The sequence below is a fragment of the Alteromonas gracilis genome, assembly GCF_002993325.1.
Lineage (GTDB): Bacteria > Pseudomonadota > Gammaproteobacteria > Enterobacterales > Alteromonadaceae > Alteromonas > Alteromonas gracilis.
The window spans coordinates 1-23,877 of record NZ_PVNO01000001.1 but is presented as its reverse complement, the minus strand read 5'-3'; the positions used below and the strand labels follow the sequence as shown (position 1 = coordinate 23,877).

Below are 23,877 nucleotides of genomic sequence, written 5' to 3'. Positions count from 1 at the left end.
TTTCTGAGAGCTGAAACCCCCTAATTTATGTACAAATATTAAACGCATTAACCTATTTCACCGTACACTCTCATCTATTTCTCAATGTTAAATTTGCTTTCCATCTCAATGGGAACGTGGCTTTTTCCTCTCCATAAAATTTCATAACACCGCCTTTATCAAGTAAAAAAGGAATACCTGCTTTACACACCTTGTAACCAAGTGTCACAAATTTCGCCATTACAACTATTGCAACTTTAGTATTAGAAATGCTATTCATGAGTTCGTAACATACTTATGTTGCAGCAACACACAACAAGTAAATGGATAATAAGGAAATAACAATGAAACAAGGTCGTAAAATAAGTGCTATAGCAGTGGGATTGGCACTTGCAGGAATTACCTCACTAAGTCCTGTACATGCGCAGCAAGCTGATGAAGAAGCAGCGAACCTTGAGCGAATTGCAGTCACCGGTTCACGCATTAAACGCACAGATATGGAAGGCCCCTCTCCTATTCAGTCTATTGACGCAACAATGATTGAAGGCATGGGCTATGAAAACTTACAGCAGCTTTTAGAAAGAATGCCAGCCACGGGTGCCGGTACTTTTTCAACTCGCAACAACAGCCAAGACTCTACCGCTAATGGCGCAGCAGCAGTATCACTCAGAGGAATGGGACCAGATGCAACACTAGTTCTCATTAACGGCCGCCGCGTCGCCATCAGCGCCTTTGCCGAAAGTATCACCAACTCATTTGTAGATATTAACTCGATACCCGTATCTGCCATCGAGCGCATTGATATTCTAAAAGACGGCGCATCTGCGATTTATGGTTCCGATGCGGTAGCAGGTGTAGTTAACGTTGTACTTAAGAAAGACTATGAAGGTCTTGAAATTAACGCTGGCTATGGCGGCACGACTGGCCCTAGCTATGACGAGACCACTGCAAGTATTCTATGGGGCTCTCAAAGCGAAAAAAGCAGCGCAACCGTTATTATTGACTATTTCAATAACAGCACGCTGGGTGCTGATGAAATGGGCCGTTTTGGTACCGCCAACCAGTCACCGTATGGCGGTATGGATTTTCGTTCATCACGGGGTTATCCAGGCTACTTCTATGTAGATGGCGTTAAAACAATCGATCCAGACTGCCCTGCAGATAGCGCTACGGCTTCTGGCAGTTGCTTATTCGATTACGGCCCGTTTGGATTAACAATTCCAGCCTCTGAGCGCGTGGGCTTTATTGGCCAATTCGATTACAAAATTGGCGATGAGACCACAGCGTTTATGGAAGTTGCTATGCAGCACAACACATCGGAAGCAGGCGGTGCAGCAACGCCCTTGGATGAAGATGCGGGCTTAACCGTTCCGGGGACTCACCCCAACAACCCATTTGGTCAAGACATTGAAATTGGTCGCTACCGCCCTGTTGATGCAGGCGCGCGCCGTTGGGATATTGAGTCCGATACCCTTCGTTTAGTTGCGGGCTTACGCGGTACATTCAACGATTACGACTGGGAAGCATCAGTACAAAAAGGGCGAAGCCGTTCGGAGCAAAGCGGTGATCAATCACAAGGTTGGGTGCGTGTTGACTGGCTACAAGAACAAATCGATCTTGGTAACTATAACCCTTTCGGCGGCGTAACTAACCCACAAAGTGTGATTGACGAAATAACTACAAGCCTTGTGCGCCGCGGTGAGTCTCGTATGACAAGTGTTGATGCACATATCACTGGTGAAGCGTTTAGCTTTGGTGACGACGTTGTGATGATGGCTGCAGGTGTCGAGTATCGCGAAGAGCAAGTATCTGATGTACCTGATGTGCAGTTCCAACGAGGACTTATTTTTGGTACTGAATCGGTTTCAGCTTCAGCAGAACGGGACCAGTACGCAGCATATCTAGAGCTATCAATACCATTGGCTGATCAACTAGAGCTTCAACTCGCTGGCCGTTACGATCATTACAGTGATTTTGGCAGCACAACCAATCCTAAAATCGCATTACGTTGGGCACCAAGTGATGAAGTCACAGTTCGCGGCTCATGGGCACAAGGGTTTAGAGCGCCCTCTCTCGCACAAGTTGGCCTTGGTCCATCGCAGAAAAGCGTATTCTTCGTAGACCAATATCGCTGTGAGGCAACGGGCCAAGACTGTGAATCGCTAGACTACAATATCGAGTTTGCGGGTAACCCTAATCTTGATGCAGAAGAGTCAGAGTCATGGAACGTTGGTGTGATCTACGCACCTATTCAAGAACTCGGTTTGAGCATTGATGTATGGAGTATTACCCAAGATAACAAAATCGACGAGCAGCAGTTCGGTCTTGTTTACGATGCAGAATGTAATAATCAAGACAGTACAATCTGTGTTCGTTTAGACCCTCAGCAAGGTGAGTCACTAGGTGTTATTCAGAAAATTTTCAACACCTATCAGAACGTATCATCACAAGAAGCATCAGGTGTTGATTTCAGTACTAATTACAGCATGGAATTGCAAGAATACGGTAACCTGCGCTTCAACCTAGATTGGTCTTACATGAATAAGTTTGAAAAAGACGGTTTAGAATATACGGGCGAATACGGTTATCCAGAACACCGCTGGTTGTTCGGCACTACTTGGTCAAAAGGCGCGTTTGATGCCAACCTAAACATTAGCTTTATTGGTGAGTTTGAAGACACCCCAGATATTGATTTCGACGGTGTATTAGATTTCGAGGAAAATACGTCTAGAACCGTTGATTCTCAAATGCTGGTAGACTTGCAATTTGGTTACAATTACAGCGATAACCTTCGCTTAGTCATTGGTTCAAACAACCTGCTAGATGAAGAGCCGCCGTTTGCAATTGGTGATGGTGATGGTGATCTTTATGGTTACGTAGGCGGTGTACACAACCCTCGTGGCCGCTTTGTTTACTCTAAAGTAACTTACCGCTTCTAAAAGGATCTAAAAAGACAAAGCGCTCGATGCATTTTATCTGCACCGAGCGCTTTTTTATTCCACCAAACGAGCGAGCTATTCAGTTTGAAGGAACTTGAGTTATATATTTAACCTACATACCGAAATGAATAAGTACTAAGTTACCCACCGCAGCACAAAGCATAGCGAGGAAGGTTAGGATCATACCGGCGAAGCGCTGCCAGCTAACGCCAGAGTGGCGTCCTAGGCCATAGGCATGCAGCACACGACCAAATAATAGTGCACTTCCTAGCGCGTGAACCGCCCACACTTGACCCGTATTAGCTTCGAAGCACGCAATCATTATAAGCGTAATGGGAACATACTCGCTAAAGTTGCCATGGGCTCTAGAAAGTCGAATAAGATCTTCATGACCACCATCGCCAATACCAACCTGATGTCGACGTCTGGCACCAATAACTAGAAAGGACAAGTACAGGTAACAAATACCTAATAAGCTGGCGTAAAACGCCGTGATTGGCAAAACCATGGTTAACTCCACATGTTATAGTTATATCGCGATGAAATGGTCGGCAATTACGTTCTCATTATCATGAACGTCATTAAACGTTATCTGCTAGTAAGTTACAAGCAACAAAAAAGGCCGCATAAGCGACCTTTTGTAAACGTTGTCGACGATTAGCCTAAACGCTCAGCAAGTTCAGCACTTACTTCTTCAACTGGGCGAGTACCGTCTAGCTTATGGTACTCACAGTTTCCAGCTTCGGCTTCTGCGCTGTAGTAATTTACAAGCGGCTTGGTTTGCTCATGGTAAATTGCAAGGCGCTTGCGTACCGTTTCTTCCTTATCGTCATCACGAACAATGAGGTCATCACCGGTCTCGTTATCCTTACCTTCCACCTTCGGTGGGTTATATACCACGTGGTATACGCGGCCCGATGCAGGGTGAACACGACGGCCGCCCATGCGCTCTACAATTACATCGTCTGGAACGTCAAACTCAATGCAATGGTCAACAGAAACACCAGCTTCTTTCATTGCATCAGCTTGTGGAATAGTGCGAGGGAAACCATCTAGCAAGAACCCATCTTTACAGTCGTCTTGAGCGATACGCTCTTTAACTAGACCAATGATTATTTCATCAGAAACAAGCTTACCTTCATCCATTACACGCTTCGCTTCAAGACCAAGCTCAGTACCCGCTTTAATAGCAGCACGAAGCATATCGCCCGTTGAAATTTGTGGAATGCCATATTTGCCCATCAAGAACTGAGCTTGTGTGCCCTTACCCGCGCCAGGAGCGCCGAGAAGAATGATTCGCATGAGTGCGTTCTCCGCTTATGATTTTTAAACTTTTTACTTCGGGCACTTTACACATTCAACACAGGGGTGACAAGTGTAAGGAGTACCGTAATGTTAATCTTAAGACTAATGGCGAATATATGTTCAGCTTATTGGCGCTTTTATAGGTTTACACTTATGTTGATGAGGAAATTACCAAACAACTCATCCCCTGCTGAAGCTGAATTACTTAACGCGCATAGCGATTAACTTGACATTTTTAACTGCCAAAATATAGCACAGTAAAACGGTCAAACTTAATTTTATAGGACGTTACAATAAAAAAACGGGCATGGCGCCCGTTTTTTACGTAAATATTCTAACTCACTTGCCTATTTGGCCAACTTCATTAATAAAGTGTTTAAGTTCTGAACAAAACTAGAAGGGTCTTTCAAGCTGCCCTGTTCTGATAACGCAGCTTGGTCGAACAACACACCTACCCACTGATTAAATAGCTCTTCATCTTGCGTGTCAGCAAGCAGTTTAACCAAGCTATGCTCAGGGTTTAGTTCGAAGTGATACTTCACGTCTGGCACTGTCTGGCCAGCCGCCTGCATCAGCTTCATCATTTGCGTAGTCATACCGTTATCGTCAGCAACGATCACTGCTGGTGAGTCAGTAAGACGATGTGTAAACTTAACGTCTACTACCTTATCACCAAGCGCAGCTTTTGCTCTTTCAAGTACACCTTCAACTTCTTTTTCTGCTTCTTCCTGAGCTTTCTTAGATTCTTCGTCTTCTAAGTCACCTAAATCTAAGTTTCCTTTCGCGATAGAAACAAACTGCTTCTCATTAAACTCAGTTAGGTGAGACATTAACCATTCGTCAATGCGTTCGCCCATTAGCAGTACTTCGATTCCCTTCTTACGGAAGATCTCAAGGTGTGGGCTAGACTTCGCTGCTTGCAAGCTATCTGCAGTCACGTAGTAAATCTTGTCCTGACCTTCTTTCATGCGCTCAATATAATCAGCTAATGAAACTGTTTGTGCGTCTGATTCACCATGGGTAGACGCAAAGCGCAATAGGCCGGCAATCTTCTCGCGATTACTAAAGTCTTCTGCAGGCCCTTCTTTCAACACGTTACCAAATTCGTTCCAGAACGACTGGTACTTGTCGCTGTCGTTCTTCGCCATTTTCTCAAGCATTTGTAAAACGCGCTTTGTACAGCCTTGGCGCAGTGCTTGAGTAATCTTGTTGTCTTGAAGAATTTCACGAGACACGTTTAGCGGTAGATCGTTACTATCTAGCAAACCTTTCACAAAGCGCAGATAGGTCGGCATAAACTGCTCTGCGTCATCCATGATGAAAACGCGTTGAACGTAAAGCTTAAGACCATGGTTTTGGTCGCGGTTCCACATGTCGAACGGCGCTTTAGAAGGTATGTAAAGCAGGCTAGTGTACTCTGTTTTACCTTCTACTTTGTTGTGTGCCCATGCTAGCGGATCAGCGAAGTCATGAGAAATATGCTTGTAGAACTCGTTGTATTCTTCGTCAGTAATATCAGACTTTTCACGAGTCCAAAGCGCGGTGGCTTTGTTAACCACTTCCCACTCACCAGGCTGAGCTTCGATTTTCTCGCCGTCCGGACCTTCCCTCTCTGGCACTTCGTCCTTCCACATTTGCACAGGAATGCTAATGTGGTCAGAATATTTGCTTACGATAGAGCGAAGGCGCCATGTGTCGGCAAATTCTTTTTCGTCTTCACGTAAATGAAGCGTAATTTCTGTACCGCGAGTAGGCTTGTTGATTTCAGCGATGGTGAATTCACCTTCACCGTCTGAAACCCATTCAACACCGGTAGAGGCATCAGCGCCAGCTGCACGAGTACGAACCGTCACTTTATCTGCAACGATAAACGCTGAGTAGAAGCCTACACCGAACTGACCAATAAGCTGCGAGTCTTTCGCGCTATCGCCAGAAAGCTTGCTAAAGAAGTCTTTAGTGCCAGATTTAGCGATGGTGCCTAAATTCGCGATGACTTCATCGCGAGTCATCCCAATACCGTTATCGGTAATCGTTACCGTGTTCGCCTCTTTATCGACGCTCAGCTTTACGTTTAATTCACCATCGTTTTCATACAGGCTATCATTTTCTAGCGCACGAAAGCGCAGTTTATCTGCAGCATCTGCCGCGTTTGAGACCAGCTCGCGTAGAAAAATTTCTTTGTTTGAATACAAAGAGTGAATCATCAGTTGAAGAAGCTGTTTTACTTCTGTTTGAAAACCGTGGGTTTCTTTTTGGGCTGCTTCAGCCATAATCCAATATCTCCTCGTTGAATGGATCACGTTTGATGTTAAACAGGTAAGGTCGCTCAACGTACTTTTCAACGTTTAGAACGAAAATTTATCTTCAATTGGGAGATTTTTTAATAAGAACGAGTGGCGTAGGCTGTTTTACAAACGATTAAGAGGGAGTCGCCCAAAAAGCAATGGCCGAATAGGAAGAAAATCGCGTTTTGCTTTACTCAAAGAAAAACGCGCTGCTTTAAAACTAGAGCTTACGGCGGCCTGAAAACGCATGGGTTAGCGTATTGCCGTCAATATACTCGAGCTCTCCTCCAACTGGCACCCCATGGGCAATACGAGAAGCATCAACACTGTGGCTTGCACAAAGTTGTGCTATGTAATGCGCCGTCGCCTCCCCTTCCACCGTCGGATTGGTAGCAAGGATCACCTCATTAATTCCACCCGCACCAAGGCGTGCTTCTAATTCTGTTAACCCTATTTCTTCGGGCCCAACGCCGTCAATAGGTGATAAGTGCCCCATAAGCACAAAGTATTGGCCTTTGTAACTTAACGTTTGCTCAATTGCTAAAACATCTTGAGGGCTCTCTACAATGCACAGAAGGCCGCTTGCTTCTCGCTCGGGATGACGGCATATGTCACATAATTCGTCTTCTGTGAAGGTTCTGCAGCGCTTGCAGTGATGAATATGCTCCATGGCATTATGAAGCACATTGCTTAAATCGATAGCCCCCGTGCGATTTCGTTCTAGAAGGTGGAATGCCATTCGTTGCGCGCTTTTATTACCAACACCGGGTAAGCAAGTTAGGGCCTGTATTAATTCTGAAAGTAAGGGACTGAACTTCATAGTATCTATTGCTTCGGTGCTTTTTCTAGTTGAGAGGATTCGCGCTTTTGTTCTGCGCCTTCGCTATCTTGTTTTAGTCTATCGCGGTATTTAATCACGTTACGCTTGGCTTGGTCGAGTTTAACTTCATACACGTTGCCACCAAATAACCCTTTATACTCTTCATCTGTAAAAACCAGCGTATTGTTATCGTAGAAAGTAACTGCCTCTTTTTGTGTGACTACGCCTAGGTCTATGCGAGACACGTCTCCATTGAAGAAGTTATCACCTTCGAAATTTTCAAACAGCCATAAACTGGTAGAGTCTAGTAATACGAGTTTTGTTCTGTCTGGACTAATTGCAGCAGAGGTTATCCAGCATAATTTTTCAAGCGTGGTACAGGTTTTAAACTCACCAATAAGCTGTGCATCAAAGTTGGCGGCATGATCACCTACCTTGTAAAGCTTCGTTATACCATCAAAAGGCTGGGTTCTATTTTTGGTAAATAAATAAAGATTTCGTTTATATTCAACAAAGGCTTCTAAGTCGTAATTCTTATCCTGGGGTTTAACTTTGCCTTTTCCCATTTCAGGATAAGTAAATTTTATAATTTCAGCTTCGGTAGTATCTGTTTTTATATCAATGGGGTTTTCGATTTTATAGATCGTAAGCCAACGGCGCTTGTTGTCATTATTCCCAAAGTCGCCTAAAAAGAAATGACCAAAACTATTTTGAGTCATATCTTCCCAATCGACATTTTTTGCATTGGTAACCGTAACTTCTCTTTCTATCGTACCATCTTTATTGAGCATGTAGAGAATGGGTCCGTCACCACTGTCATTGATAGCCCAAAGTCTTTTGTACTTATCGAATTCAATGCCTGATATTTCTTTAAGTTTTGGATCGACTGTCACTGTTTTCATTTTAAACAGTTCATGCACACTCATAAAAAATGCCACGGCGGCAATAGGAAGAAGAATAACCGTGGTGATAACTAAGCCTTTCCTTAGCACTACTAAAAACCCTCTATCTTAGGTAAAAGTGTGCCGACACATCATTTTCCTGAATTTGGTTCGTAAGAAACAGCATTACGCAGTTTGGGAATGATGGCGACAGTAATATAACGAATAATATAAGAAATAAGACCAATCTCACATCTAATACCAATCCGCAATGTCTGCGGAATGTTGTACTGATTGAAACCGTCTGAATTTGCTGAGCAGTATAGTGGAATTATCTACATACTCAAAAACGTATATGAGATTGGTATTCATGTAAAACTCAAAGGAAGAATATCGAAGTACCAACGTTGACTTCTCGCACTCCTTAAATACCGGGCATTACTAGCTTGGTTTATTTCTAAAGACTAGTCGCGCTAGACATTTACGGTTTTCGTTGCAAATTCGGCCTGCAGAAACTCCATTAGGCCTTCCAAGTTAAGGGGTTTGCTGAAGTAAAATCCTTGCATAGCACGAGCTCCAATTTTCTTCGCAAAGTTGACCTGTTCAGCAGTTTCTAATCCCTCTAGAGTGCAAGGCATTCCAAGTTTTTCGCACATTGAGACTACATTTTCGATAATGAGCGATCTTCGAAGCCCTCCTCTTGTCTCAAGAGGAAAATCTGGCAGCAATGAACGGTCTATTTTAATCGAATCATAGGCCTCGTCTGCAAGTTCTGAGATACATGAGAAGCCAGTGCCAAAATCATCGATTGAAATGGTAACACCTAGCTGCTTTATAGCTGTTAGCACCTCCCGTGCTTTCTCACTTTGTAAGGTTGATTCAGTGATTTCTATAACAATTCGTTTTGCAGAAATATTGTGAAAAGCGAAGCGTTCCGCAAACAGATCAATTACCCCTGAATTTTGAAGCTGTACAGCTGACATATTTAAATTAAATCTTACGTTTGAGAAACCCCAGCGATCGATGGTTTTAATTGCAAAGCAAACCTCATCCAACATTAATAGACCGATGTCATGGATATGATTTGAGCGCTCTGCAATGGGAATAAACTTATCTGGGCTAACCGGGCCGTGGCTAGGAATATACCATCTGGCAAGCGCTTCAATGGCTATTATTTCTCCTTTAGCCCCGATAATAGGCTGATAGTAGGCGGTGATTTGTTTATCCTGAATTGCGCTTTTTAGCCCTTGCTGGATAAACAGTCGGTACTCTATGTTTTTAGATAAGTCTTCACTGAATACGACTGTGCTATTTTTTCCGTTTTGTTTAGCTGAGAACATAGCTATGTCAGCATTTTTTAATAAATCAACAGCAGGGATGTTACCTGTCGAGGTCGCCACACCTATACTTGCCGAGATATTAAAGCTGCCGGATGATGTTTTGAAAGATTTGCTAAAACACTTAGACAGCCTGAAAGTCACGTTACTTAGATGCTTTTCACATGTAGTACCAGTAACAACGACAAACTCATCACCACCGAACCTGAAGACAGAGTCATCTTGGCGAATTGCTGCTTTAAAACGGCTGGCACAAGTTCTGAGGATTTCATCTCCTACCTCATGACCATGGGTGTCGTTAATGAGTTTAAACTCATCAATATCAATAAAAATAATTGAAAATGGTTCGCAGGACTCACTGAACCTTTCAACTACATTATTTAAATGGTTTCTGTTACCAGCCCCAGTGAGTGCGTCGGTAAACGCTAAAAGCTTTAATTGGTCTTCTGATGACTTGAGGTCTGAGACATCCGTCAAGATAGCAACAAAGTGAGTTTCTCCACTACCGTTATCGAAAGACGTGACTGACATAACCAAATGATACCTACGCCCTTCATTTACGATGGTGAGATCTGTTCTTAACCCATCAATTAGGTAATTTGGACGGGGGTCGTGTTTGCGCTCTTTGGGGAAAATTTTATTTATATCTTGTGAGATAAGCTCGCTCGGCTCGCAGCCAAGCATTTCGCACAACGCTTTGTTAGCCTTGACTATTGACCCGTTCGCATCACAAACCAGCACCCCTTCTTTAATTTCACTAACAACCCGATCTGCTATGGTCAGGTTAGACTGAGCATGTTGCAGAATTGAAATATCCTGAATAGCACCAATTTGCACATATTCCTTTTTCCACACTACATCGGATAGGACAACCTGGTACCAACGAGTTTCTCTTCCAGCAATTTTTAACTGCAGCGTTGTTAAATAATTGGTCTTGAGCCTTATTGCTTCTGCCACTTCCAAGCGCTGCTCGTCAGTAAACAAAGAAAGGAAATTCTCTACGGTCAGCTTTCTAGGAAAATCAAAAAGGTTATCTACACTCTCAATAACTATAGAGCGAGAGGCGCTATCAATTTCTAGCACGCCTAGTTTCGCTATCTCTGACGCCATGGCAAAACGGCGGTTCGACGAGGCGAGTTCATGCTCAATTCTTTTTCTCTCGAGGGCGACCAATATTGTCGTTGTTAATGACAATGCGCCATAGGGTTTAACGAGATAACCATAGGGCGACACTTTTAAGGCATTAGAGATGGTGGTGTCGTCACAATATGAAGTAGTAAAAACAATAGGAATAGCGAACTGTTCAGCAACTAACTTTGCAATATCGATACCCGATTCACCTGCACCTAGGTTTATATCCATGAGGATCAAATCAGGGCTTTCTTTTTCTATTAACGCAAAAAGTTGTTCGGCATTTATCGCAGTGCCTAAGACCCGTATTTCAGATTCCACGAGTATGTTTTGGATATTCATAATCTCGACGAGACTGTCTTCGACTATGACTACTGACGGAGTCATTCTTTTTGTCACTACGTCACACCTCAAAGCCGAAGGCTTCTATTGATTGTTTTAAAAGATCTGTATCAACAGGTTTCGTTAACACAGTCACATCTTTAAGCTCATCGGGTAACACAATGGCTGCGCCGTAACCGGTTATAAATATAAATGGGATAGATAGCTTCGCTATCTCCCCTCCCAACTGGAAGGTATTTTCATGCCCCAAATGTACGTCTAAAAACATCATTGAAGGTCGACTTTTCGCCAAAGCAGCTCGGACACTGGCAATATCGCCAAAAATTTCAATTTGCTCGAGCCCCATTTTTTTAAGGTGCTTCTTCAAATCTAGAGAAATGAGCAAGTTATCTTCAACAATAAAGGCGCTAGAAAGTGGCTTAGGAGCTTCAATGTTATTAGCTTTAATAGTTCTGTTGTTACCTTCATTCTGTTCATCAATTAGGTAAACGTCCTCGAGCTCTATATACTTGCTGGGTATAAAAAATTCTGCGGTGAGGCCCGTTATCGTTGGCTTAATTTCAGCTCGGCCTTTTAGCTCATGTGGAATAACAGATTTGATAACCGTCATTCCAAAACTATCTTCCCCTAGACTATGTAAAGGAGGGCCGCCAAGTTCTTCCCAGAATATCTTGCAGCCCTTATTATTAAGCTCCCAAGTGATTGACACCCTGCCGTCATTGCTTGTTGCGCTTAACGCACCGTACTTTGCAGCATTCGTGATCATTTCATGGAAAACAAGGACAATAGGCGTTACTGCATATGGCTTTAGCTTGATTTCAGGGCCTTCAATATGGAACGATGATTCGTTGACCATGTACGCTTTCAACTCGTTATTGAGCAATTGCCTAAAATGAATACTGTTGTATGAAGCGTGAGTAAGTTGATCATGACCCAAAGCTAATGCTGAAATACGGGACGACAGAGAGCTTACAAATTCATTGATATCTTTTTTATGCTGAGACGTTTGTCCGATAATAGCGCTAACTAAGTTTAAGATATTTCTAACGCGATGGTTAAGCTCCCCTATTAGCAGTTCCAGCCTTTTTTTAGCCTCTCGCTGTAACGCTTCTTTCTCATGGAGATGGCGGATTGTCAGCTCCATAACCCCAAGGCGAATGGATTTAGCCCGTTCTATATCTAACGTCGTCCACGGAATCGACTTAAATTCATTATATTCAATCCACTTGTCAAAACTTGCTCTTGGGGTAAGGATTTTCTCTTCCCCTTTTTGTTCAACTCGCTTTTCTGGATTACCTGCCCATGTAACCTGCTCTACAACTGAGTTTCTGAAAAGGAATATGTAATCCATAGGTTGGCTTGATATCTTAAGCGCGAGTACACCGGCAACCTTTCCACCAGAAAAATCACCGCCACAGTCAGCCAAACTATCAAATTGGTGTATTTCTTCTTCCGGAAGCCGCTTTAAGATAGCGGTAAGGCGCAGAATACTCTCCTCATCGAGAGCAGAGCCTGCTCTGGTATATTCGCCGCTAAAAATACAGCCTACACCATCTATATCAATAAGGGTTTTTAATAGGGCCAACTGCTCAACAATCGCGTTAGTAATTGAACCTCCGTGGGAAAAATTACTTAAAACTCGCGCAAAGGTTGAGTTTGCTTGTTCACTCACTCTGATCCGTTCTGTAACTAGCCGTCGAGAAAGCTCAAGCGAGAACATTTCAGCGAATAACTCTAATTGCGATACGAGCCTACTGGGCACTACTTTTGGGCTATTGTGGTGGCATGCAATTAACCCCCAGAGCTCACCCTCAACAATAAGCGATATAGACATGGATGCCCCAACACCCATGTTTTTCAGATATTGTATATGCACTTCAGACACAGCTCTCAGACGAGACAGCGATAGATCAACATGCCGAGCTTTGTTCTCATCTCTCCCTAAAAGTTCATGTGTTTCACCGTGAACGTCAGATATAGTTCTTATGAGGTTTTTCTTGTACAGCTGCCGAGCCTGACGAGGAATATCTGATGCGGGGTACCTTAACCCTAGAAATGGGGTCATTTCGCCTGATGTTGACTCAGCGATTACTTCACCAGAGCCATCGGCAAGAAACTGATACACCATCACTCTATCAAAGCCCGTTGCAATACGAACGCTTTGAGCAAGACCAGAATAAAGCTCATCGAGTTCCGAAAACATTGTCATCTGAATCATCAACGCCTCAATGACACTTTCAAATTTTCGCGAGGACTCACTATATTCAAACTCAAGAACAAGATATCCATCGCTTTGATGAACACATAAATCAAACGTATTGTTGGAGAAAGGAACAGAAACCGAGTAGAGATAGGACGCTTTACCAAGAATAATCGCTTGGCTTTGTGCGCCTTTGATTGAATGAACTAAACTTCGGTCTAAGAGATTCCAAAAAGAAGCACCGATTAACTCATCTGTACTCTTATTTATAAATGCAGAGGCATTCTCTGATAAAAATTTAATCGTTCCGGACCTATCAAGAATAACCATAAATCCATGATTCTGAATTTTTCCTAACAGGTGTATAGGCTCTTTGTCACACTGCGTAATTAGTGAAGATAGTTCTTTAGTGTCGCTGCTCATAAAACGCCATTTAGTTGTTTACTCGTTTGCTTGCTATACATCTCTAGTTTGAGGGAGCATCACATCATTAGTTTTCTGTTTACTGATAAGTCTGTGTAAAAAAGGATTTTGGAATTGTTTTTAACCTGATGCTGATAAAGGTATAGCCCACTCTCCGAGATAAAGATACTTTTATGCGAATATATTAATATAGCTGAGAGGCTTTGCTATTACACGCATAAACCAAGTTTTACCTGAGCGTTATGAATTCAGGCAAGAACACTGCGACTTCGCTATTTCCCCTTATCGTCGTTTGATAGCAGGTTCATTTCCCCATCGTCGTCATCGACATTTTCGAAAAACTCCGTTTCAAGGCACTGGTCAATAATCGCCTGCTCATGCTCAGTAAATGCACTTTTGAAGTTCTCATATTGAATGCCTACTTTTGCTTTATGAGAGGGCGCTATCTGTGCATTTGAACGCTTTAACTGTGTAGTAAAATCTGCGATTGAAATTCGATTATATGTGTAAATGCCAGGTTTGCTTGAAGACGACGTCGGTGACAATAAATCGTCATGCTCCAACATAAACGCATGTTTAAACACCGCCTGCGATTTTGTAAAACATGCTGTTGGGCTTCTCAACACAGCAGCTTCGGGAAGCGCTTTAATACGAAGATAATTTCCATCAGAAGAGCGCTGCCATGTTACACCACAAACGCTAACGTAAAATGCATCTGTTTGATTAGCGACCTCTTGACGAGCGAGCGGTGAATTAACGTCTAAATTTTGAAGTTCTTTAAGGACGCGTGGAAGAGATTCAAGAGATACTTTTTCAATCGTAATCGCACCTGAGTTAGACTGATAAGTGAGTTTTAACGTGTTTTCTAGGTAATACACCTGCCCCGTATCGCGCCAAATAGAAACCGCATCACCAGTATGCGTGTTGGAAGGTGCTATCTCCGCATCACGGGCTTTAAAATGTTTGAATATTTTAGCGAGCAAAATAGAAGCCTTTTCAACTCATATCTTCGTCTTTTGTACTCGCTAGCTGGGGTATTGTGCAAGTATTGCAAACTATTCTAAACACTTCTTAATGTAGCTTACGCCACTTTTAAAGTTTAATTTCTACTTGGTGATAAACGTAAAAAATGGTTCGTTCGTACCCAAAATAGTACTTTCAATATTATTGAGAAATACCCTCATGTAAGTTGGTTTAACACTTCACAATATTATGAGTTGATAAGGAGAGCGGATGCGAAATCTGATCAGTGCGACGGTTACTGATGTTCACCATTGGAACGAGACGTTGTTCAGCTTTAAAACTACCCGGGAGTCATCATTTCGTTTCGAAAGTGGTCAGTTTGTGATGATTGGGTTGGAAGTTGACGGAAAACCACTGATGCGCGCATACAGCATCGCTAGCCCGAATTACGAAGAGGAGCTGGAGTTTTTTAGTATCAAAGTGCCCGATGGCGCTCTCACATCACGATTGCAAAATATTGCAATTGGCGATGAGATAATGCTTTCCGTTAGACCAGCGGGTACGCTAGTACCCGGTTTCTTATTGCCTGGGAAGCATCTCTACCTGCTTAGCACAGGCACAGGGTTAGCGCCCTTTATGAGTATAATTCGCGACCCTTTTATTTATGAAAAATTTGAAAAAATAGTTTTAGTTCACGGCACGAGATGGCGCTCGGAGTTAGCCTATCAAAGCGAGATTGAAAATGTGCTGCCGAATAATCCTTATTTTGGTGAACAGGTACGTGAAAAATTGATTTATTACCCCTCTGTAACACGAGAAGACTATGAGTATAAAGGTGTGCGCCATGAAGGACGCATCACAGACCTTATAGAAAACGGCAAACTCCTTGCTGATACATCAATGCCTTCCTTAAATCCAGATCACGATCGCTTCATGCTTTGTGGAAATGACAATATGTTGCAGGACCTCATGACCATGCTAAACGAAAGAGGTTTCTCAAAGGCTAATTCTCGACGAATGGGGCACTATGTAATTGAGCAGGCGTTTATTGAAAAATGACTATTGCATAGCTTGAAAAGCTGAAGTGCCAAGTTTTATTTTCCACAAAAACAAAAAAGCTCTGGGTGATCCAGAGCTTTTAAAACCTTTTCCCCTATTTGTCCCCCTAACTTTTTAAAAAGCCAGAGACCAATGAATACGGGGATTTTTACTTAAAACGGCATTTTGAAGCCAGGAGGTAGTGGCATTCCGCCAGTCACATCACCCATTTTCTCTTTACTTGTTTCTTGAACGCGGCGAACTGCATCGTTAAATGCTGCAGCAACCAGATCTTCAACCATGTCTTTGTCATCGTCCATCAATGACTCGTCGATGTCCACGCGACGAACGTTGTGGTTACATGTCATGGTTACTTTAACCATGCCTGCACCAGCTTCACCGGTTACTTCGATTTTAGCTAGGTCATCTTGTGCTTTTTGCATGCGCTCTTGCATCTGCTGCGCCTGCTTCATGATATTGCCCATTCCACCTTTAAACATAATTTTTGTCTCGCTTCGTTTTGGTGTTAATAATTCTGCTATCGCGCTTTAACCGAATCGGTTAGCACTGACGCATCGAAAGTCGATAGCAATGCTTGAATTGTTTCATCGGTTTTAATAACCGTATGCGCATGCGCGTGGCGCATGGCATGAATCTCTTGTTGTAACGCAAAAGGCGTCGAGGATGGTTCACCTAAGGTGATATTCACCTCTACGTTTTCACCTAGTCCATGATGTATTGCGTCAACTAACTGTTTTTTCGTACTGTCATTAAGTAAGTGCGTCTGACTATGGTCAATTTCAAGGGATACTTGATTACCATCTCGAGAAAATGATGCGTGCAGAACTAATTGCTTTAGTAATCCAGCAACTGGCATTTGCTCAACAAGACTACTCCACTCATCTATTTGACTCGCGTGAATCAACTTACTTCCATCGTTTAAGTAAGCATTTAATTTGCCACTGTAAGTGCTGCTGAGGGGCGTATCAAAATCCAGTGCATCACGCACAAAAGAACGATCACCTACGTCTTCCCGTTGCTCGGGAAGCGGTCTATTTGGGCTCGTATTGTTATCTACCAAGGCTGCTGCATCGTCGAAATGCTGTGACGGTGCGTTATCAAAATCAGTTGCCCACGGCGGTGCGTCTTGAAGCTGATGCTCAATGTTCGGTTGTGCACTGACTTCATCTTTCGAAAAAGGCATGTCTTCTTCGAAATCATCAAGTGAAAAGTCGTCTGTTTCGGTAGTAGCACTTTGACGTTCACCATCTACAGGTGGGGATAGGTCATTATGTGTGTGCCCGGTGCGCTCCCCGGAGCGCTCAATGTATTCATTGTTACCGCGCTCTTCAATTATAGCGCTCGCTTGAAATTCACCGCTCTCATTCTGTGCCCGATTGTGAATCGCATCTTGAGTATTGAAATTTTGCTCTTGATTGCCTCTTGACTCAGGGGACTTCTTTGGCTCGTGGCTGTTATTTAGCGTAGGATTATTCTCTTGCTCAGGAACGCTATTTTGCTCCGGGCTGCTCCCTCGCTCAACGCTGTTCTCATGCTCAGGGCTGTTTTCACTTTCTAGGCTGTGCAATTGCGTTGAGATATTATTCGTTTCCGTAGCGCCTGACAACGAGTGAGCGTTTGGGGTATTGCTAATAGCACTATCTGAAAACTGATTACTTGATGCCTCGGCTTTGCTCCTTGCAAAACGAGCTTGAATATCACTTGCACTCTCGCTTTTATCATTAGCAGATTTGTTGTTCTGAGCGTCAGCGTCCTGCGCCTTTTTTTGCTTAAGTTTTTGACGCAGGGCAAGCATATCAGCCGTCGACGTAAGCTGCTCTTCGGCAGATAAAGACGGTTGTGTTTCATTATCCCTTAGCTCACCACCTGTGTTTTGCGCTCCCGACTCAAATTCACCAGTAGTCCCCATGCTAGCCGACTGGTTTTCAAAGGACTCATTGTCAAGAAAGCTATCGCTAGCGCCATAAAAACCGTCGTCTTCCGACTGCGGTGGCATCTCATCCATGTAGGCATCTAGAGGCGGCTCATCGAGAGTACTTTTGTTTTCAGTTTGTGCGTTAATATCATCAAAGGCATGTTCTGGTTTTGAAACAGGAGCACTGTAAGAATTAGTTGCACTGACGCCTTCTTCATGTGCGATTGGTTGTTTTGATACAACGTCAGGGAAGCTTTGCTCTTTGCTATCGGCTATTGTGCTTTGCGAAAGAGTATTTTCAGAGACAACAGGTTGATGAGGGGCATGTTCAATAGCAATTATAGAGGAACCGTCACCATCACTATGAAGTTCAGCCGCGTCTTGGCTAATAGCTTTTGTGTCGTCAGATTTACTGTCTGATTGCAAACTTTCAGCTTGCTCTGCCAGTGCGCTTTCTGTTGCTGTTTCAGAGGTCGTATAATCCTGCGCTACTGCTGCAGGAGTTTCGCTATTTGGCGCTTCCTCCTGCTTACCGACGTTTCCCGGGCCACCACTGGAAGAAGCATGATCTACGGGTAAACTATGCTCGCTCCTCCCGTTTTCAATTTCGCTAGAAGTATCAGCAATAGGTACGTTCGGCGCGAATGACATCATGCGCATCAGCGTCATTTCAAAGGCGCTCTTACCATCAGCAGCGAACGGTAGGTCTCTTCTTCCCTGCAATGCAATCTGATAGAGTAATTGTACTTGTTCAGCGGGAATAGTTTTGGCTAACTGAAATATTGCTTTCGCGGATGTAGTTTCCAGCTTACATGCTTCGGGCACCCATTGCGTCAACGCAATTTGATGTAACAAACTGGCAAGTTCACCATGCACGTTATCATAATCAGGCGCCTGTTCTGCAATATCATTGACTAGCTGAAGTACATCTGCAGGACTTTTACTAACGACAGCATGAACCACCTTAAGCAGCTGATTTTTATCCATCAGCCCGAGCATGTCAGTTACGACAGATGCCAGAACCTGATTTCCACCTTGCGCAATAGCTTGGTCAGTCAGGCTAAGCGCGTCGCGCATGCTTCCTTGCGCCGCACGAGCAAGCAGCGCTAAGGCAGGTTGCTCAAACGGCAGTTGCTCTTGTTGAAGTATATGCTGTAGCTGCCCAACAATTTGTTCCCGCGACATTGCCTTCAAATTGAACTGCAAACATCGTGATAAAATCGTTATAGGGAGCTTCTGAGGATCTGTCGTCGCGAGCAAAAACTTTACATGAGGAGGTGGCTCTTCAAGCGTTTTTAGCAGCGCATTGAAACTGTGCTTAGAGAGCATGTGTACCTCATCGATAAGGTACACTTTGTAGCGGCCGCGAGTGGGTCTGTACTGAACATTGTCAAGAAGCTCACGAGTGTCCTCGACTTTCGTTCTTGATGCAGCATCAATCTCTAACAAGTCGACGTAATTGCCCTGCTCTATTTCTTTACAGGTATTACATACTCCGCAAGGGTTAGCGCCTTGCCCCTCTTCGCAGTTAAGGCTTTTAGAAAAAATACGCGCAATGGTGGTTTTACCTACGCCTCGCGTACCTGTAAAAAGGTATGCGTGGTGTAGGCGATCGTTATCCAAAGCATTTGAAATGGCAGAGACGACATGTTCTTGACCTACAAGTTCACTGAACTTGCCTGGTCGCCACTTCCTTGCTAGTACCTGATAACTCATTATTACGTATTTCGCCTTTTGCTAGTTACGCTTTAAGACGATTATTCGCCTTCAAACTCACAAATAGAATAGCTTTCGATATCAAGCGTACTCAATTTTTTCTCACCACCTAAATCAGGCAAATTAATCACGAAACCTGCATGGTTAATTTCACCACCCAGCGAACGGATTAGCTTAGCCGAAGCGGCAATGGTTCCGCCAGTTGCAAGTAAATCATCGATAAGAAGTACTTTATCGCCTGGTTCAATGGCATCTTTATGGATTTCCAAAGTATCCATGCCGTATTCAAGCTCGTAGCTTTCACTTACAACTTCACGAGGAAGTTTGTTGGGTTTTCTCACTGGAACAAAACCAATGCCCATTTCGATGGCCAATGGCGCACCAAAAAGGAACCCACGCGCCTCAGTACCTGCAATCTTGGTAAATCCCATACCCTGATACTTTTCTACAAGTAACGAGATACAGCTACTGAAAGCTTTGTGATCTTCTAAAACGCTGGTCACATCTCTAAATAATATACCTGGCTTTGGATAGTCAGGTACGGTTTTCACAACTGATTTAATATATTCTGCAGTCACAATTATGCCTTGAATGTCTGCGTTATAACCAGAAGGTGAACCAGCCGGCGATGATATGCATCAACGGGAACGCGATTAGAGTTACTAGCGATGCTAGAAAGTACCACTTGTTATAGACTTCTTTGAAATCTGAATTGTCAGCCATTTGCACTACCTAAACAATTTTGTGAACAAAAAAATGGTGCTAAATGTTAATCGAAAGCACGCGTGATTGACAGCGCTAATGTGACTGATCGCTCACTTTCAATACAGATCCTAGCGAAAGTTTAATATAAGCAGAAGAAATAATACTGAAACGTTATTGGCGGCTTGCTTTAACGAAAGGTTTTAACCAGTCTACGTGGGCAACAAGCTAACCCATCTAATTAAGGTAGTACTTAACTAAGAGGAACTAAAATTCCTTTCGTTAGCATATCTGAAAGGGTTTGATTCATACCATTGATCAGTACATCAGCGGGTATTTGAGGAATTTGGTGAATTAAAGACTGAGCAAGTTGGTCTGTACTCAACCCATTCTCACTTTGCTCTAATGTATTCACTAATATTGCAGTGACCGGATTTACATGAACAAACTGCACATCAAAATTACGGTCTCTGTACACCACGTAGAATTGCTGCTCTTGCGCAGGCTGCACTGGAATATAGTCTTTACCTATTAAATGCACTTCATACTGGTATGCCGCCAGAGAGGCATAGGGAGACACGCGCACAGCGTTGATGATTTGGCCTTCGGTAAAAAACTCTAGGCCTTCTTCATTTTTTCTTATACTTACATCGAGTTCAAGCCATTCATAATGCGCTAGTTCAGCTGCAAAAGCAGGTAGTGAAATGTCGAAGGCAGTCTCAGTTGAAAGATACTCTACAAACTCTTTACTGATCTCTGCAAAATAGGGTGAACGACATTCATGCTCAATAAAGAACTGACGAACAATACTCTTCCATGCACTTTCACCAAATTGTGTAAGTACTATTGATTTTAATACTGGAAATCCTGTACTTATAAAATTATCAATATTATTGAAAAATAATGACTGATAGACTTTTATTCGGCGAGCGCTATCTTCGTTTATATCGCTGAATGTTCGCGGGTCTTTTATTGCGTTTACGAGCGCATTTTGCGTTGTTTTAAATGATTGTGTCACGCCACGCTTCCTTCAGCATCTAACCGATGTGTCTTTTCACATCGAGCTTGAATCTGTTTAATCTTCTGTACTTCTGCAAGCAGTTCATTTAACGGCGGAATATTAAAATCCCGTTCAAGAAGAGTCGGAAAAATTCCATGTGTGCGATAGGCGTGCTCAAGAAGATTCCAAACCGGTTCAATGACATCAGCCCCGTGAGTGTCTATTTTTAAGTCAGCAGCTTCATCATAATGACCAGCAATATGCCCGTAAACAATCTTGTCTGACGGCAAGCCGTTGATGAAGGCCTCAGCGTCATATTTATGATTGATGCTGTTCACGTAAACATTATTTACATCGAGAAGCATAAGGCAGCCCGATTCCTTCAAGATACGCGAGGTAAATTCTAGCTCGTCCATCTCCTGTCCGGGCGCGATATAATAAGATACATTCTCTAGAACCAATGGTCTTTCAATAATATCTTGCACTTGGGTTATACGCGAAACTACATGATTTATTGCGCCCTCGGTAAAAGGAATTGGCATAAGGTCGTACATGTGACCATTACCAGAACAGAAACTTAGATGTTCGCTATATAGCGATATGTCGTTTACATCCAAAAATCGTTTTACGGTTTTAACAAACTCGACATCCAATTTATCGCTACTTCCAATAGAGAGAGACAAGCCGTGAGTGGTAAAAGGTGCTTGTTTAGAAGCCTGCTGAAATTGCGCTTCGTACTTTCCACCAAGTGGGATCCAGTTTTCTGGTGCGACTTCCCAAAAATCAACTTCAGAAGGTAACACAGGCAACAGATCTTTCAGCATTTCACGACGAAAACCGAGACCGGCACCTTTAATATTCTTCATATATTCCCTCTTTTAACCACATGGGATTTCATTCAGGACGTAAATTTTTAAACAAAAATGGCCATCAGCTGACGACCATCTCTCGATAAATATTGACTGCGTACATTTCTCCTAATATTTCACTAGGGAACGCTACATCATCTTTTTCGTGCGTGTTACATGCTCCCGCACTTACCTTCACCGCATTTTCCCTCTTTTTCAGCTTTCTTATCGCCGCCGCATTTGCCTTCGCCACACTTGCCTTCTTTTTCAGCCTTTTTATCGCCGCCGCACTTACCTTCTTTTTCAGCCTTTTTATCGCCGCCGCATTTGCCTTCGCCGCACTTGCCTTCTTTTTCAGCTTTCTTATCACCGCCACATTTGCCTTCGCCGCACTTACCTTCAGCTGCAAACTGGCTGTAGCCAGACTCTAGCGCTTGCATACCAAATGGATTTACGTCTGCAACCGCTACTGTTGACGCCAAAGAGCCAATTACAACTGCTCCTAAGGCTGTTGCTACTGATGATTTTTTGATTTGTTTCATTGGTGTATCCTCAATAAAATAGACATGTTTGACGCACAGTGTGTACGTGTAATGAAAAAGACCCTGTGCGGTCAAAGGATATTTCAAAAAAATTAACTTTTTTTAAACCTAAATAGTAAGCATTTGAATTTTAGAATATTTATAAAATAATAATTTAACGCTAATGGAAGCGAATACGTCTACAGAATGTTGAATAGAGTAATTACAATTCATTAGTTCTCATTATTTTGTGTCTGCACTTGTTCTATAACTGTTTGACTATCAGACAGCGCCAATAACCTTGAAAGCTTACTTTCAAGCTCCTCTTTTTTCGCACTGGCGTTGGAAATTGCTAGAAAAGTCGGGATATCTTTCCTCATAGAGACGATAAGGTCATCAATATTGTTTGAGTTACGTTTTATATGGTAGAGATAAGGTGCTTCGTAGGTCGCTAGATGAGACGTTCGTCCAAACTGAAAAAGCTGAATAGCATCAGAGCTGTTGGCCATATCAAAAAATGTATAGCCTTTATTTTCGAGTTCTTGCCTAAGGCCTACGTAGTCGTAACCTCTGATAGCCGCAACAGTCTTGTTGTTTTCGACCTTTGAATTAGTCATTAATACAATAGATAAGTAGCTGAATGGTTTTTCGATAAAAGTTACGGTATTTGCTAAAGCTTTTGTTCCTTTAACGTTCATCGTAATATCAACCTGCCCTTTCCTTATTCTCTCAAATAATCGAGCAGGTGGTGGACATTCAACTTCTACTTTGTATCCAACCAACTCAAGTATAGTTCTTGAAATAGTGACTGCATCGCCGTGGCAGCCAGGGCTATCAATATTTTTTATAACAAGAGGAGGAAACTCAACAACGCCAAGAACCACCTTTTTCTTCTCTCTAGGCAGTTCTGATGGCTGGGCATACAATGGTGTATAGAGTAGCGTTAAGATTACAATAACAAAGAATCTCAAATGCAGCTCTCCTCTTTGTAGATGTGGTAAACATCTTATTAAACAAATTTACTCGCGCCTTTCGAATCTAGTGGAATAAAATTTTTTGATCAAATTACATTTCAAAATAATGAGTATGAATTAGTTTACACTTGCCCATTGGAGCGACTGAATGCTGGGATGTGTTATTGGAGAATGGCCGGAGAATTAATATACTCTGACCCCATTTTTTTCTGCTGCAGAAAGCAAAAAACCCGCCGTTAGGCGGGTTTCTTTTAATGGGACCTGGCAGTGTCCTACTCTCACATGGGGAGACCCCACACTACCATCGGCGCTAATACGTTTCACTTCTGAGTTCGGAATGGAGTCAGGTGGTACCGTATCGCTATGGCTGCCAGGAAAAAACTGATAACAATTTGGGAAAGTTTGATATTAATACAATCAGTGAGTAACTACTTTTTACTCTTACTTGCTTACTTAGCTTGTCTACAACACTTCCAAAAGCCTAAAGCTTCTTGGGCGTTGTATGGTTAAGCCTCTCGGGCAATTAGTACAGGTTAG

General features: G+C 42.9%; 18 protein-coding genes and 1 rRNA gene. 2 read left to right on the top strand and 17 right to left on the bottom strand.

Going from position 1 to position 23,877, the window contains the following annotated elements; translation table 11 throughout:
- Window positions 1-323: 323 nt before the first annotated feature.
- Window positions 324-2,918, top strand: a complete 2,595-nt coding sequence (locus C6Y39_RS00095; protein ID WP_105929297.1) for a TonB-dependent receptor — start codon at window positions 324-326, stop codon at window positions 2,916-2,918.
- Window positions 2,919-3,030: 112 nt separating this feature from the next.
- Here the strand turns inward: C6Y39_RS00095 and C6Y39_RS00090 are convergent, their stop codons facing one another.
- From C6Y39_RS00090 to C6Y39_RS00055, 8 genes are all read right to left on the bottom strand, one after another.
- Window positions 3,031-3,426 carry an MAPEG family protein gene (locus C6Y39_RS00090; RefSeq protein WP_105929296.1) on the bottom strand — a complete coding sequence of 132 codons (396 nt, stop codon included), beginning with the start codon at window positions 3,424-3,426 and terminating at the stop codon, window positions 3,031-3,033.
- Between the two features lie 149 nt (window positions 3,427-3,575).
- Complete coding sequence (gene adk, locus C6Y39_RS00085) at window positions 3,576-4,220, bottom strand: adenylate kinase (RefSeq protein ID WP_012519076.1); 645 nt, start codon at window positions 4,218-4,220, stop codon at window positions 3,576-3,578.
- Between the two features lie 350 nt (window positions 4,221-4,570).
- Window positions 4,571-6,493, bottom strand: a complete 1,923-nt coding sequence (gene htpG, locus C6Y39_RS00080; protein WP_105929295.1) for a molecular chaperone HtpG — start codon at window positions 6,491-6,493, stop codon at window positions 4,571-4,573.
- Between the two features lie 235 nt (window positions 6,494-6,728).
- Entirely contained in the window at window positions 6,729-7,328 is a 600-nt protein-coding gene (gene recR / locus C6Y39_RS00075) for a recombination mediator RecR (RefSeq protein ID WP_105929294.1), read from the bottom strand.
- Between the two features lie 5 nt (window positions 7,329-7,333).
- A complete protein-coding gene (locus tag C6Y39_RS00070; protein WP_105929293.1) occupies window positions 7,334-8,320 on the bottom strand; it encodes a hypothetical protein in 987 nt (328 codons plus the stop codon).
- A 362-nt stretch (window positions 8,321-8,682) separates the two neighbouring features.
- The gene (locus tag C6Y39_RS00065) at window positions 8,683-11,076 is read right to left on the bottom strand and encodes a GGDEF/EAL domain-containing response regulator (protein ID WP_146128580.1); all 2,394 of its coding nucleotides are present in this window, start codon (window positions 11,074-11,076) and stop codon (window positions 8,683-8,685) included.
- Window positions 11,077-11,080: 4 nt separating this feature from the next.
- Entirely contained in the window at window positions 11,081-13,642 is a 2,562-nt protein-coding gene (locus tag C6Y39_RS00060; protein ID WP_105929291.1) for an HWE histidine kinase domain-containing protein, read from the bottom strand.
- A gap of 272 nt (window positions 13,643-13,914) precedes the next feature.
- A complete protein-coding gene (locus tag C6Y39_RS00055) occupies window positions 13,915-14,625 on the bottom strand; it encodes a hypothetical protein (protein WP_240618769.1) in 711 nt (236 codons plus the stop codon).
- 250 nt (window positions 14,626-14,875) lie between these two features.
- On the opposite strand from C6Y39_RS00055, the gene C6Y39_RS00050 reads away from it, so the two are divergent.
- Window positions 14,876-15,664, top strand: coding sequence for a ferredoxin--NADP reductase (locus tag C6Y39_RS00050; protein WP_105929289.1), 789 nt, complete (start codon window positions 14,876-14,878; stop codon window positions 15,662-15,664).
- 152 nt (window positions 15,665-15,816) lie between these two features.
- On the opposite strand, the gene C6Y39_RS00045 is transcribed toward C6Y39_RS00050, so the two are convergent.
- The 9 genes from C6Y39_RS00045 to rrf all read right to left on the bottom strand — a co-directional run bounded on the left by C6Y39_RS00045 (window position 15,817) and on the right by rrf (window position 23,715).
- The gene (locus tag C6Y39_RS00045) at window positions 15,817-16,143 is read right to left on the bottom strand and encodes a YbaB/EbfC family nucleoid-associated protein (RefSeq protein ID WP_014950049.1); all 327 of its coding nucleotides are present in this window, start codon (window positions 16,141-16,143) and stop codon (window positions 15,817-15,819) included.
- Window positions 16,144-16,181: 38 nt separating this feature from the next.
- Window positions 16,182-19,295, bottom strand: coding sequence for a DNA polymerase III subunit gamma/tau (gene dnaX / locus C6Y39_RS00040; RefSeq protein ID WP_105929288.1), 3,114 nt, complete (start codon window positions 19,293-19,295; stop codon window positions 16,182-16,184).
- Window positions 19,296-19,336: 41 nt separating this feature from the next.
- Window positions 19,337-19,873, bottom strand: a complete 537-nt coding sequence (apt, locus tag C6Y39_RS00035) for an adenine phosphoribosyltransferase (protein ID WP_105929287.1) — start codon at window positions 19,871-19,873, stop codon at window positions 19,337-19,339.
- 22 nt (window positions 19,874-19,895) lie between these two features.
- Window positions 19,896-20,018, bottom strand: a complete 123-nt coding sequence (locus C6Y39_RS18925) for a hypothetical protein (protein WP_256253717.1) — start codon at window positions 20,016-20,018, stop codon at window positions 19,896-19,898.
- 232 nt (window positions 20,019-20,250) lie between these two features.
- Window positions 20,251-21,015 (bottom strand): HvfC family RiPP maturation protein, encoded by a 765-nt coding sequence (locus C6Y39_RS00030; protein WP_105929286.1) that lies wholly within the window; start codon window positions 21,013-21,015, stop codon window positions 20,251-20,253.
- Window positions 21,012-21,863 (bottom strand): HvfB family MNIO-type RiPP peptide maturase, encoded by an 852-nt coding sequence (locus tag C6Y39_RS00025; protein WP_105929285.1) that lies wholly within the window; start codon window positions 21,861-21,863, stop codon window positions 21,012-21,014. The genes C6Y39_RS00030 and C6Y39_RS00025 overlap by 4 nt, the downstream gene beginning before the upstream one ends.
- A gap of 155 nt (window positions 21,864-22,018) precedes the next feature.
- Window positions 22,019-22,387 (bottom strand): HvfA family oxazolone/thioamide-modified RiPP metallophore, encoded by a 369-nt coding sequence (locus tag C6Y39_RS00020; RefSeq protein ID WP_105929284.1) that lies wholly within the window; start codon window positions 22,385-22,387, stop codon window positions 22,019-22,021.
- Window positions 22,388-22,599: 212 nt separating this feature from the next.
- Window positions 22,600-23,337 (bottom strand): type 2 periplasmic-binding domain-containing protein, encoded by a 738-nt coding sequence (locus C6Y39_RS00015; RefSeq protein WP_240618768.1) that lies wholly within the window; start codon window positions 23,335-23,337, stop codon window positions 22,600-22,602.
- A gap of 262 nt (window positions 23,338-23,599) precedes the next feature.
- A 5S ribosomal RNA gene (rrf, locus tag C6Y39_RS00010) occupies window positions 23,600-23,715 on the bottom strand.
- Window positions 23,716-23,877: the final 162 nt, after the last annotated feature.

What these genes read in the sequence shown, in the direction of transcription:
- C6Y39_RS00095 (WP_105929297.1), top strand. Translation starts at nt 324, where the DNA reads ATGAAACAAGGTCGTAAAATAAGTGCTATAGCAGTGGGATTGGCACTT.
- C6Y39_RS00090 (WP_105929296.1), bottom strand. Translation starts at nt 3,426, where the DNA reads ATGGTTTTGCCAATCACGGCGTTTTACGCCAGCTTATTAGGTATTTGT.
- adk (WP_012519076.1), bottom strand. Translation starts at nt 4,220, where the DNA reads ATGCGAATCATTCTTCTCGGCGCTCCTGGCGCGGGTAAGGGCACACAA.
- htpG (WP_105929295.1), bottom strand. Translation starts at nt 6,493, where the DNA reads ATGGCTGAAGCAGCCCAAAAAGAAACCCACGGTTTTCAAACAGAAGTA.
- recR (WP_105929294.1), bottom strand. Translation starts at nt 7,328, where the DNA reads ATGAAGTTCAGTCCCTTACTTTCAGAATTAATACAGGCCCTAACTTGC.
- C6Y39_RS00060 (WP_105929291.1), bottom strand. Translation starts at nt 13,642, where the DNA reads ATGAGCAGCGACACTAAAGAACTATCTTCACTAATTACGCAGTGTGAC.
- C6Y39_RS00050 (WP_105929289.1), top strand. Translation starts at nt 14,876, where the DNA reads ATGCGAAATCTGATCAGTGCGACGGTTACTGATGTTCACCATTGGAAC.
- C6Y39_RS00045 (WP_014950049.1), bottom strand. Translation starts at nt 16,143, where the DNA reads ATGTTTAAAGGTGGAATGGGCAATATCATGAAGCAGGCGCAGCAGATG.
- dnaX (WP_105929288.1), bottom strand. Translation starts at nt 19,295, where the DNA reads ATGAGTTATCAGGTACTAGCAAGGAAGTGGCGACCAGGCAAGTTCAGT.
- C6Y39_RS18925 (WP_256253717.1), bottom strand. Translation starts at nt 20,018, where the DNA reads ATGGCTGACAATTCAGATTTCAAAGAAGTCTATAACAAGTGGTACTTT.
- C6Y39_RS00025 (WP_105929285.1), bottom strand. Translation starts at nt 21,863, where the DNA reads ATGAAGAATATTAAAGGTGCCGGTCTCGGTTTTCGTCGTGAAATGCTG.
- C6Y39_RS00020 (WP_105929284.1), bottom strand. Translation starts at nt 22,387, where the DNA reads ATGAAACAAATCAAAAAATCATCAGTAGCAACAGCCTTAGGAGCAGTT.